We start from the raw sequence: 12,742 nt of genomic DNA, 5'->3' as shown, positions 1-12,742 counted from the left end.
TTTTAGACTTTGAGAATATCTTGAATAAGTACGGTTTTGTCGGTTTTTACAGATTCTATTGCGCCCAAAACCATTGCCAAACTTTTTAAATTGTCTTTCCCAGATGATTCTGGTTCCCTGTTTTCACGGATCGAATCTGCAAATTCTTTCAAACTTGCCCATCTCTCTTCAGCTTCTAATTTAACTAAATCAACTATCAAAACACCATTTGATTCGATTGCGCCTTCCATAAACACTGATTTAAAAATATCATGCGGCTTTACAATAACCTGATTATTGGCCCAATAAATTTCCCCTTCTTCTCCTTGGATGCGCCAATCACCATCCCAAGTTGTTTCCCAACCTCTTGATACCCAACTTCCAGTGTAAGAAACAACTGCTCCATTTGACATTTCAAATAATACGGAAGCAACTGCATTCCCTTTAAACCAACTCCATTTTGGATTCCAAGAATAAGCTTTGATTGAAACCGGCTCAAGTCCAAGAATGCCCCTAATTTGATCAAAGTGATGAATCGCCATATCAGTAATTAATGGCTCATCCATTTCCGTACGGAACCCTGTAAAACGCGGAGACTTTTGAAAGTTAATATATACGCTTCCCAGTTCACCAATAACATTTTGCTGAATGACTTTCTTTACCGTTTGAGGTGCACGTTTAAAACGATAATTTTGACTTACCATAAGTTTACGACCATTACGTTCAGCAGCTTCGACAATTTTTAAACTATCCGAAATTGTTCCTGCCAAAGGTTTTTCTACTATACAATGGAGTTTGTTTTCCAGTGCTTCTATAGCTACTTCAGCATGATAGTCCGGAGGTACCACAATAAGTGCTGCATCCGCTTGAACATTCTGAATAGCATCTGTTAAACTTTTAAAAGCTATATTGGGGTTTAATCTATAATAATCACATGCTTTATCTAATAAACTTTGATTTAGATCGACAATTGCTGCTAAATCCCAATGAGGTGAATCTAGCACAACCTGTGTCCAGCTCCAACCCCATCCACCTAGACCAACTTGAATAATGCGCAACTGTTCTTTTGACATAATTTACCTCCTAAATTTTTTTGAATGAACAAGGGTGATATAAAATCACCCTTGGCAAGATTATTTACTTTTTAAATTTATTACCCCAAAGATTTGGATCGTCCACATTTTCTTTTGTAATTAGGGTCGGTGGAGTAAACTGCAGTTTAGGAACTTCTTTGCCGTTTAGGTGATCTACAGCAGTCTTAACAGCTAATGCCCCCATTTCGAATGGGTCTTGGTTAATTGTTGCATCCTGTTCTCCATTTCTGATTCGTTGTAAAGCTTGAGGGGTGCCGTCCACACCGACAAGCATTATATGTCCTTTTTCTCCAACCTTTTTAAACATGCCAACTTGTCTAAGACCACTCAATACTCCTCGCTGCATGTCATCATTATGAGTAAAGATTGCGTTAATATTTGAATTAGCTGTGACAGAATCAGCAGTGATACTTTGAGCTTTTTCTGCAGACCACGAAGCATTTTTAGAGTGAACTTTGAAGTCTAGAGACTTTTCCATGCCTTCATTAAAGCCTCTTCCCCGTAATACTGCATGATAAGTTCCTGGCGCACCAGTTAATTCTAATACGGATCCTTTACCCAAAGTTTTAATAATGTGTTCAGCTGCTAAATTCCCTGCTTTTTTATTATCAAAAGCAATAGCGCTTACAATATCAGCTCCTTTTGATACTACGCCGTCCACAGTTATTACTGGAATTCCAGCTTCATTTGCCTTTTTCACACCTGGTACTAATTCGTCTGAGTTGGCTGGCGCTAAAATAATTAAGTCTACACCTTTAGCGATATTGTCTTCAATTTGTCTCAACTGCATTTGACTATCAGCCTGACCATCAAGAACAGTTACGTCAACACCTAATTTTTCTGCTTCTTCTCGAATCGCTTGATCTAACGCAACCATAAATTCAAAACCACGGCTCCACAATAAAACGGCAATTTTCTTTTTATCTCCTTTTTTATCATCTTTTTTCTCTTCACTGGCATTAATATTATTAGTATTTGAATCACTGCCAGAAGAGGATTGATTATTTGAACCACAACCTACGAGTAAAGTAAAAACCAGGATAAAAAGCAACAAGCTTCTAATTAATTTCACTCGGTTTCACTCCTTTTCCATAATATATATTTAACAAATTATTAAGAACTTAATAAAAACTTACGACGATACACATCCAGCAATGCTGCTACTAAAATAACACACCCTGTTATGAGTGAATCCCATGCTGGAGGAACTCCCAACAAATTGATTGCGTTTGAAACGAGTGATATTAAAATAACACCCAAAATCGTTCCAAGAATATTTCCTTGTCCACCAAATAAACTTGTACCCCCGATAACAACTGCTGCGATAACTGTTAATTCTATTCCTGTCCCCGCAGCAGGACCCGCTGATTCCAGACGAGCGGTTAATAAAATACCCCCGATTGCCGCAGTTATTCCAGAAATGACATAAGTTAAAGTAATAATTGTTTTAGTTTTGATTCCGGAAAGTCTGGCTGCCAATTCATTTCCACCACTTGCATAAACAGATCTTCCAAATACTGTGTGTTTTAAAACGATATGTGCAATCAAAGACAATATTGCAACCACGATGATTATATACGGAATCGTAAATATGCTTCCTGTTGCCAACACCACAAAACTTTCTGGAACCGGACTGATATTAGCACTGTTGGTATAAATTAAAACTATACCTCTAGCAATTCCCATCGTTGCTAATGTAACTATTAGTGGCGATAAATATAATCTGGTGATCAATAGACCATTTATCAAACCAAAAGCTGCACCAATTAAAATCATTATGAGAACGCCTACAATTACCGGAAAACCGTTATAAACGATTAAACCTAAACCTATCACAGATGATACCGCCATCACAGCCCCAACTGATAGATCAATTCCTCCGGTTAAAATAACAAATGTTACACCCAATGCTAATGTTAAAAGAATGGTTGATTGCATTAACAAGTTAATCAAATTGGTTTTTGTCAAAAAAACTGGAGACAAAATGCTTAGTACGATAGAAAATAAAATGATTACTATCAAAAGTCCAAGACTACCAATATATTGTTTTAACGGTTTCCGGAAAAAATTTTTGGTTTCAATGGGTTCAAGACTTTTCTTAACCTGCGTCTGCTCCGGTTGCATATTTAAGCACCTCTTCCTTCGTAATCATATCACCTTTAAGTTCTGCAACATTTCTTCCTTCTTTTATGACTATAACTCTATCACTCAACGCTAAGAGTTCCATAATATCGGAAGAAATTAGAATAATAGCCAGTCCTTCTGATACTAGTTTTTCGATAATATTCTGGATTTCTGATCTGGCACCTACATCAACCCCACGTGTAGGTTCATCTAGAAGTAGTATTTTAGGATTGGTTGCCAACCAACGGGACAATACAATCTTTTGCTGGTTACCACCGCTCAAGGAAATGACTGATGTTTCTAGATTGGGAGTCTTAATTCGAAACTGTTCTTTATAGCTTTGAACAATTTCATTTTCACGTTTTTGATCGATCCACCCATATTTCATAATTCTGTTTAAAATAGACAATGATACATTTTCTTTAACACTCCCACTCAACACTAATCCTTGTGTTTTCCTGTCTTCCGGAACCAACGCAATTCCGTGCTTGATTGCATCCACAGTACTTTTTATTTTAACGGGTTTCCCGTCGATCATAATTTCTCCTTCATCTATCCGGTCTATGCCAAATAAACATCTAAAAATTTCCGTTCTTCCAGAACCAACAAGCCCTCCAAGACCTAATATTTCACCTTCATGTAAATCAAAGGACACATTTTCTACAGCGCCGATCCGTTTTAAATTACGCACTTCCAGTATTTTTTTTCCAATTTGTGCTTTTCTTGTTCTTTTTAAAGAAACGTTTCTTCCCACCATTAAACGCACCAATTCATCTGGTGTAATTTCATCTTTTGTTACTGAAGAAACTAATTTTCCGTCTCTAAATACTGTTATCATGTCTGCCAGTTCAAACACTTCTTCTAAACGATGAGATACATATAGTATCACTAAACCTTTGTCTCTCAAATTTTTCACAATTTGCATCAATCTCTGTGCTTCCGATTCGGAAAGGGAGGCAGTTGGCTCATCTAAAATCAAAACTTTAGTTTCCATTGAAAGCGAACGTGCTATTTCAACTAATTGTTGTTCTCCTGTGGACAAGCTTGAAACTTTTGCTTCAGGATTAATATTAGCTCCAAGCATATTTAAAGCATCGTTAGCGCGTTTATTCATGCCTTTCCAATCAATCATTTTCTGGCTGCTTTTTGGCCAATGCCCTAATGAGATATTTTCTGCAACTGATAAATGCGGAACAAGAAGCAATTCCTGATGGATAACAGCAATTCCATGATCTTTTGAATCTTTCGGGCTTGAAAAAGTAACTTTTTTGCCATCTATTAAGATTTCTCCTTGATCGGGCTTATAAAAGCCCGCCAATATCTTTATCATTGTGGATTTTCCTGCACCGTTTTCTCCGACTAAACAATGGATTTGCCCGCCATGAATGGTTAAACTGACATTACTTAGTGCTTTAACACCTTGAAACTCCTTACTAATATTCCGAAGCTGCAATGTTTTAATCATGATGAGACAACCCTTTTCAAAAATCGTAATCCATCTGAACCGATTGAATCTTGCGAAGGAGCCAAAGGCCTCCATTGCGAAACAGCCCGTGCAATTTCCTTTATTTCAGTAGTGAACGATTCTATTACAACCGGTCCATCATAAGATATTTCATTGAGCGCTTGGAACACATCGTTCCAAGGAATGTGTCCAGTACCCGGTGTCCCTCTGTCATTTTCACATGAATGAAAATTAAATAGTTTGCTGCCGGCTCGTTTAATAGTATCTGGGATATTTTTCTCTTCTAAATTCATATGAAACGTATCTAAAAGCAAACCAACATTATCACGATCCACTTTTTCAAGAAAATCCAATCCTTGTTCAACTGTATTAATAAAATCGGTTTCAAAACGGTTTAATGGTTCAACTGCTAATTTTATTCCTTTACTTTCTGCATAATCAGCGACTATTCTCATATTTTCTACTGCCCAATCCCATTGTTGCTTTTTTTCAGCAGGAGATAGCAAACGCGTCTTTCCCGTTGCAGAGTACATCGGTCCAGAAACTAGAGGAGAATTAAGTTCAGCTGCAATATCGATACAAGTTTTTATATATTCAACTCCTTTTTCTCGAATTCCAGAATCTTCTGAACTAATGTCGCGGTTAGCCCCAAAAGCCCCACACACCAACGCTTCAACACCTGTTTGATTCAGCCGATTACGGATTGACGCAGTATCTATTGTTTGCGGATCTTCAATACAAATCTCTATATAATCAAAACCCATGTTTTTGACTTTATCGATAAGATCCAAAGTATCATTGGAAAATGGAGAAACCCATATAAAAGTACTTGCACCAAATTTCATTGTATTTCGTCTCCTTTGGCAATAGCCTTTTCAATGGATTTAATATAGTCAATGCATTTTTTTGTATAATTATCAAAAAATTCCTGACCTCCACCTCTTCTCATCACTCCAAAAGGATCAGCAGCAGCAGGCAGAATTTCAAAAGTTACATACCCTTGATAATTTATTTCTTTTAACGCTTTCAATATTGGAGCAAAATCAATGTGTCCCATTCCAGGTGCAGCACGGTTGCTATCTGCAAAATGGATATGAATCAATGCATCACCGCTTTTACGAATAGCTTCTGCAATATCAGCTTCTTCTATATTCATATGGAATGTATCTCCCATAATTCCAACATTAGGAAGATTTACTTTTTTCATCATATCAATCGCTTGATCCAATCTGTTTAACATATAAGTTTCATAACGATTCCATGCCTCTATACACAATTTGACATTTAGTTTGGCAGCATATTCTCCACCTTCACGAATGCCTTCTATTGCCCATTTTATTTCATCTTCAATATCGGCCAATGAAGACGTTTTCATACAAGCGGTTGGAGCAACTATCATTACTGGGGCGCCAACTTCCGCAGACATATCCGCCACTCTTTTCACATAATCAATGGCTTGTCTGCGTTTAGCCGGATCTGGATGGGCAAGATCGCGCTGCTCATTATAGATAGAACAAATCGAAGAAACTGAAATACCGTAATCGCTTACCAATTTACGCACCTGTTTCGTATCGTAATTGTCAGGTTCGCCAACTAATTCAATTGCGTCATAACCAAATTTAGCCAACCGTTCAATGCTTTTTTCTACATCCTCTCCATAATAAACTAACGAGTCATAACTGTACTTAAGCATGAAAATCCCCCTTAACATTTTTATTTAAAGACTAGTTCATGAACTAGTATTAAGATATCTCGTAGATAATGTTACTTGGTGAAAAAGAACTAAACAATTAACAAAATTGAGCAAAAAAATTCAAAATCTTGCGGTTCTAAACTCATATTTGTTGATAGACCACTTGGAAGCAAGCGCTGATCCCGAATACAAATAATGTTTATTTTCGAAGAGAAATGCACCATCGCAAAAACACCCTATCGCAAGAAGTCATTTTTCATGATTGGAAATGTTTCTAAAACTTTTTCGAATCTCTTGTATCAACGATTGTTTGCGATTTGCCAAATACAATTAAATTGACGAATAATAGTAATAAAGGCTCATTTCGAAAACTTTCCAAGGATACGTTTGTCTTATCGATTTTAGAAAATTATAGCAGGGAAATGAAAGTGGCATCATTACGACTGTCGAGGAGAAAACGGTTTACGAAGCTATCAAGAAACATATATTCGTATAATTCTGGTATCTTTGCTAGAAAAAGTAATTTTTAACAAAGAGTTTTGATGGATAATTGATGAGATAAGTAGAAAATGTTTGACGGGAAACACATAAGCTTCTTATATGGATTGACAGTTAAAATTAAAAATTCATCCTGATAAAGTGTAGTCAAATAGGATTGCAAAACATAAAAAATCAGATGAGTTAAGAATGGGCTTGCAAGTTGTCATTTAATAGTTAGCCCATTTGATTTCGTTGATCAAGCTAATAAAAACGTATTTTCTAAACTGCCCATTCAAAAAAGGAGAGGGGAGAAATGGTGAGGTTGTTGTCAATTCCAATGACTAAAGAATACCATTGACACCAAATCATAGAATTGCGAAAAAATTTCTGATTCGCAATCTTTACTTTAACTTGTTGACCTTGCTAGCAAAAAAACTGAATTTAAAAGCATTGTAGCAAATATCATTAGGGCATTGGATTATATATGAAACCAAGACGTTCCACAAATTTTGCAGTGATATATTTTGCAAATAAACCCGTTTTACTGCTTTTTTATAATCGTTGACAAAAAACGTTTAATTCATAATAACTTATTAAAAAAAGAGATTCCTTTAAGTATACAAAGTTTTAACTAACTAGCCCCATACATCAAATTATTTATCTTTTCCTCAGTTAGGTTCTCATTTAGGAAATTACCAACAATTCTCCCTCTATTCATTACTAACAATCGGCTGCATAAACCTAATAATTCTGTAAGGTCTGAAGAAATAATGATGACTCCTTTTCCCTCTTTTGCCAATTGATGAATCTTAATATATATTTCACATCGGCTTCCTACATCTACACCCTTTGTCGGCTCATCCAAAATATACAGATCACAATCTGTAACTAGCCATCTGCCCAACAGCACTTTCTGCTGATTTCCACCACTTAAATATTTTACACTTTGTTTTATATGGTTCAATTTAATATTAAGATCAATGACTTGTTCAATCGATTGATCCACTTCAATATTTGAATTTATAAATTTCATACTATTAAACTTGTCCAAACTAGCAATCGTTAAATTGTTTATCACACTCATATTCATCATCAGACCTGCTTTAAAGCGGTTCTCGGTCACATACCCAAATCGATTATGAACTGCTTGCATAGGGTGTCTAAATTCAATTTGATTATTTTTCCAGAAAATTTTTCCACTATCTTTTTTTCTTTGTCCAAAAATAATATTTGCTAGCTCTGTTTTACCTGCACCAGCCAATCCTGCAATTCCAAGAATTTCCCCTTGATATAAGGAAAAACTTACATTAAAAAGAACACCTTTTTTAGATAAGTTTTCCACCCTTAATAACTCTTGTCCTTTTGCTTTTGGGATTGGCGGAAAATAACGTTTAAGCTCATATCCTAACATCAAATCTGTCATTTCTTTTTCAGTTATTTCATTAACATTACAGGTAGCAACCTTCTTACCATCACGCAAAATAGTCACTCTATCACAAATTTCATGAATTTCATTTAATCTATGTGTAATAAAAATAATTCCGGTACCTTCGTTTCTATATTTTTTAATTAATCTAAACAAATTTTCCCTTTCATTTTCAGTCAAGTTCGTTGTCGGCTCATCCATAATCAATATTTTTAATTTACGGCAAATTGCCTTGGCAATCGATATTAAGTAATGTTGCCGGGAAGGTATTTCATTTAACTTTAATTTTGGATCTATTGACGCACCAAGTTGTCTTAATACACATTTAGCGTCTTTTTTCATTTTTTTCGTATTAACAAAAAATTTTAAGATTCTAGGTTGTCTTCCTAAAAAAATATTTTCAGCAACAGTCAGACTCGGAACAAGAAAAGGGTTCTGATGAACCACCGAAATTCCATGATCATAGGCATCTTTTATTGATTTAAAATGAATCAACTGATCATTTATTTTTATTTTTCCTGTATCTTTTTTGTATATACCTGAAGCAATGTTAATTAATGTTGACTTTCCCGCTCCATTACCTCCTATAAGAGCATGAACTTCTCCAGCTTTTAAGTCAAAACTTACATTATCTAAAACTTTGTTTCCAAAAAACGATTTGCTGATATTCTCCATCTTTAGCAGCATTATTCCACCACCTTTACAACAACCAAAAGAGCCATATTTTCTTCCAGTTTAAAATATATTTGGTAACAGTAAAATGAAGTAAATTGCTATAAAACTATAATTTATTGTGGAGTATTATGATTCGCCTTGAATTTATATTGAACTTTATAAATAATTATAACCAAAAAATTAAATTGTTTATTCTGAATCACTAGCATTGCAGTAATTAAATCTGATGATTCAAAATACTAAGAATGTTCAATTTTTTATTGATTTCGAAACAAAAAAATCCTTTACAATGGAAGTACAGGTGGTTCCTGCCCAAATCCAATCGTAAAGGATAACCATTATGGACAAGAATACACTAATTTCATCATTTGGTAAATGGGTTTCACCCATAAATATTCAAAAACTTAGCGAACAAGTCAAAGAATTGAAACAGGACTATTACACAAAAAAGCTGACAACAGAAGCCTATATTAAACTTTTATTGGTAGCCCAGCTGCTCGAATTTAAGAGCTTAGAGGAAATGAGTGATGCACTTGTAGACGAAGATCTTCAAAAAGCACTCGGATTTGAATCGATAAGTGCCTCTCAGCTATCCCGAAAAAACAATCAGATCCACCCACTAATTCTTGCAAATTTGTTCTTGGATCTTGTTTGGAAAATTCAACGGTACCATTATAAAAACGGAAAGAATATGCCACTGAAAATCATTGATTCAAGTACACTCCCGTTGAACTTGACCAATTATAAATGGGCAAAATTCCGGAAAACAAAAGCTGGTGTAAAGCTACACTTACGGCTCGTTTTCATGGATAAAGACACCGTCTATCCTGAAAAAGCAGTGATTACGACAGCAAAAGAACATGACCGAAATCAACTCGAAGTCCTAGTGGATGATCAAGAAGCCATGTATGTGTTTGACCGCGGTTATGTGGACTATGAACGTTTTGACCGGATGACAGATGATGGCTATTTCTTCGTTTCAAGACTGAAGAAAAACGCAGTCATTCGTGAAGTCTATACATTTTCACTTCCTGATGATTGTCACGTTCTATCCGATAAAATGGTCTACATTGGTACCACACAAAATCGTACTGAAAATGTCTATCGTCTACTAGAAGTTATGGACACAAAAGGGAACTTACTTCGTTTCATCACCAACCGATTTGATTTAAAACCAGAAGAGATAAGTGATATTTACCGATCTCGCTGGGCTATTGAACTCTTTTTCAAATGGCTCAAGCAACACGTAGAAATTAAGCACTTTTATGGAATGAGTGAAACAGCTATTCAAAATCAAATTTTCTTAGCCCTGATCACGTATTGCTTACATGTTCTCATTCAATTGGAGATGAAAAGTAAGAAATCCCTACTTCGAATTACTCGTTGGTTAAAGAGAGCTCTGTGGAAACCAGCTTATGTTTGGTTGCGAAAATTTGATGGGCGAGCCAGTCCATAATCTCCCTTTTGTCGTTGTCGCTCTGGTTTAACTGTATATATTTACCAAATGGGCAGTGCCACCTTTCTTTAGGTTTTGTCTTTTTGGCACAAATTCACAAAAAATAATTAACAGAAAATTCTAACTATATTTATGCAATGCTAATGATTCTGAATTGTCAATAAATATTAACATAATAGTTTATCAAGAAGAGGAGGGACCTATGGACAATTTTCCAAAATTGCTGCAAACTCCTCACTTAACATCGATTGTGGAACTTAATCAAGATCGAAAGCAAGAAAAGAAAATTTTACATACACATGAAAACACAGAAATTTTTTTCATCCAAGATGGACAAGGAACCTTTACAATTAATCAAAAAACAATTCCATTAATCAGAGGAGACCTTCTACTAATCAATTCATTTGTTGAGCATGAATCAACATCTTCTGTTGATCCTAGTTTCAAAGGGTTTTCATTATCTGTTTCGAACTTGCAATTATCTGGATTACCAAAGGGATTTATCATTCCCCCCGAAAGATCACCAGTTCTGAAAGCTCAAGAACATCACTTAACAATCAACAAATATATAGAAGATATCTACGAGGAATTTAATAATAAGGAACCTGGTTCTCAGGAAATTACCTCTTCCCTATTAACAACCTTAATAATCAAAATCCTTCGTACGTTATATTCAACAAATTCTAGTAATATTTCCTCGATTTCAGAAAAGGTGAAAAAATATATTGCGGAAAACTATCATCGAGATATTACTCTCAATGAATTAGCAAACATTGTATATGTAAACCCTTACCATTTAGCCCACACCTTTAAAAACGAAGTTGGCATTTCTCCTATTCAGTATCTTATAAAACACAGAATAGAGGTCGCAAAAACAATGCTACTTCATACAAATTTAACCATTCGTGAAATCGCTTCCAAAGTAGGGTACCCTAATGCTAATTATTTCAACCTACTTTTTAAAAAATTTACTGGCTATTCACCAGGAAAATTTAGAAAAAATTTTTAGAGATTGTTAAAGATAATATGACCATTTCAGTAGAGAAAGGCCGTTAAAGGAGCAGGTGGTCTCAAAAGGTTTAAAAAACCTTTTCGAGTTGGAGAAGTATTTACGCTTTTACTCCCTCATTTCTTGTACTTGTGCGTGCTGTTTTCGCAATTTGAGGGCAACATAAAAAAGCAGTGTTTCTCCCAGTTGTAAATTGCGTTGCCCCTAAAACGGCTCTATATCTACTTTTTGTTATTTATATGTTGTTTTCCTCTGAAGTAAGCCGTTTCCGATCCTCTTCCCCGCTATTGTTGATCTTTCATAGACACAGACAGCTAGACTTTTCGTCTCTATTCCCTTCATTTCAAAGGGACGTCCTTCACAGTCTTTCCAATGAAATGTTTATTGAAATTAACCACTACAGGTGGGTTCGTTTTTGTTCCGATCGTTGCAGTAATAACCCCCGGTTCAATCACATTGACGCCAAGATTGGACAAAACTCCGTCGCTTGCTCCGACGACAAAAGGGGTTTTCTTATCTACTCCCATAAATTTGGAATGCTCTTCATAAGCGCCAGTCAAAATCTCTGTAGTCGGGACAAGCTTTGAATGTTGATCCCTTGTCACCCCTGCCACTTTTAATGCTTCTTCATCCCAATCCAACATTTTAAGGTTGAATAGTCCTGTAGCGGAGGCAGTTGAATAATCCACTATAAACTTGCCAAACATTTTATAAAATACATATTCTTTTATCGAAATAAATCTTGTGTCTTTCCAAAAAATTTCAGGGTGTTCCGCCCTCAGCCATACGAGCTTCGAAAATGGTGACATCGCGTGAATCGGTGTTTCGTGCGCCTATACATGGATTGGCCATTGTATATTTCTTTTATGATGTTCGCATGGAGAGCGCTTCTCGTATCAGCCCATGTGATGCTGTTAGTCAATAAATAATAAATTCCCTTCTTCATCCACAGCTATTAAACTATGCATTGCTGCACTAAATGAAATCAAACGCAACTTGTCAGGAGCAATTTTGCAGAAGGCGGAAGACACTCTCCAGCCGCAAGCTCGCCGTTCAATATTTTTGTTCGAATTTGCTCGTAAACTTGCCGTATTAAAGGGACGTCTAGCGTCCGATCAATCGATAGCCAAAGCATGCTTGCCCTCCTATTGCAAATTGGTACTATAAAAGTTTATAAAAATTGGCTCTTATTCTTACCATTTTAACATGATACGTTTTAAAAGAATATGATTGGAAAAAGCCAGTATATACTGGGCAAAAAGATTGGGTGGTGTTTTTTTCGTTGTAAACTCAAAAAATTTCAAAATGGACTGTGCTAAGCGGAAATAAAAAAACTACGCA

10 protein-coding genes and 1 pseudogene are annotated in these 12,742 nt (G+C 35.7%); 2 read left to right on the top strand and 9 right to left on the bottom strand.

The window, feature by feature from the left end; translation table 11 throughout:
- Positions 1–2: 2 nt before the first annotated feature.
- From NSQ44_RS01310 to NSQ44_RS01280, 7 genes are all read right to left on the bottom strand, one after another.
- Complete coding sequence (locus NSQ44_RS01310) at positions 3–1,052, bottom strand: Gfo/Idh/MocA family protein (protein WP_327848264.1); 1,050 nt, start codon at positions 1,050–1,052, stop codon at positions 3–5.
- Between the two features lie 64 nt (positions 1,053–1,116).
- Positions 1,117–2,145 (bottom strand): sugar ABC transporter substrate-binding protein, encoded by a 1,029-nt coding sequence (locus NSQ44_RS01305; protein WP_327848265.1) that lies wholly within the window; start codon positions 2,143–2,145, stop codon positions 1,117–1,119.
- A gap of 41 nt (positions 2,146–2,186) precedes the next feature.
- Positions 2,187–3,197 (bottom strand): ABC transporter permease, encoded by a 1,011-nt coding sequence (locus NSQ44_RS01300; protein ID WP_327848266.1) that lies wholly within the window; start codon positions 3,195–3,197, stop codon positions 2,187–2,189.
- Positions 3,172–4,662, bottom strand: a complete 1,491-nt coding sequence (locus NSQ44_RS01295) for a sugar ABC transporter ATP-binding protein (RefSeq protein ID WP_327848267.1) — start codon at positions 4,660–4,662, stop codon at positions 3,172–3,174. The genes NSQ44_RS01300 and NSQ44_RS01295 overlap by 26 nt, the downstream gene beginning before the upstream one ends.
- Positions 4,659–5,507: a sugar phosphate isomerase/epimerase family protein gene (locus NSQ44_RS01290; protein ID WP_340854545.1), complete on the bottom strand. Its 849-nt coding sequence runs from the start codon at positions 5,505–5,507 to the stop codon at positions 4,659–4,661. The genes NSQ44_RS01295 and NSQ44_RS01290 overlap by 4 nt, the downstream gene beginning before the upstream one ends.
- On the bottom strand, positions 5,504–6,355 hold the full coding sequence (locus tag NSQ44_RS01285) for a sugar phosphate isomerase/epimerase family protein (protein WP_340854544.1): 852 nt from the start codon (positions 6,353–6,355) through the stop codon (positions 5,504–5,506). Before NSQ44_RS01285 ends, NSQ44_RS01290 begins: the two co-directional genes overlap by 4 nt.
- 1,111 nt (positions 6,356–7,466) lie before the next feature.
- Entirely contained in the window at positions 7,467–8,948 is a 1,482-nt protein-coding gene (locus NSQ44_RS01280) for a sugar ABC transporter ATP-binding protein (RefSeq protein WP_327848270.1), read from the bottom strand.
- Positions 8,949–9,276: 328 nt separating this feature from the next.
- Between NSQ44_RS01280 and NSQ44_RS01275 the strand changes: the two genes are divergently transcribed.
- Both NSQ44_RS01275 and NSQ44_RS01270 read left to right on the top strand, forming a co-directional pair.
- On the top strand, positions 9,277–10,392 hold the full coding sequence (locus NSQ44_RS01275) for an IS4 family transposase (protein ID WP_339210175.1): 1,116 nt from the start codon (positions 9,277–9,279) through the stop codon (positions 10,390–10,392).
- Between the two features lie 202 nt (positions 10,393–10,594).
- Positions 10,595–11,401 (top strand): AraC family transcriptional regulator, encoded by an 807-nt coding sequence (locus NSQ44_RS01270; protein ID WP_340854541.1) that lies wholly within the window; start codon positions 10,595–10,597, stop codon positions 11,399–11,401.
- Between the two features lie 398 nt (positions 11,402–11,799).
- Here the strand turns inward: NSQ44_RS01270 and NSQ44_RS01265 are convergent.
- Both NSQ44_RS01265 and NSQ44_RS01260 read right to left on the bottom strand, forming a co-directional pair.
- Positions 11,800–12,411, bottom strand: a pseudogene (locus tag NSQ44_RS01265) (FGGY family carbohydrate kinase); the annotation flags it as partial.
- Positions 12,387–12,536: a hypothetical protein gene (locus NSQ44_RS01260; RefSeq protein WP_340854539.1), complete on the bottom strand. Its 150-nt coding sequence runs from the start codon at positions 12,534–12,536 to the stop codon at positions 12,387–12,389. The gene NSQ44_RS01260 and the pseudogene NSQ44_RS01265, both read right to left, overlap by 25 nt.
- Positions 12,537–12,742 lie beyond the last annotated feature (206 nt).

This window comes from Aeribacillus sp. FSL M8-0254 (genome assembly GCF_038008845.1).
Lineage (GTDB): Bacteria > Bacillota > Bacilli > Bacillales > Aeribacillaceae > Aeribacillus > Aeribacillus composti.
This window is presented reverse-complemented; position numbering and strand designations above follow the sequence as displayed.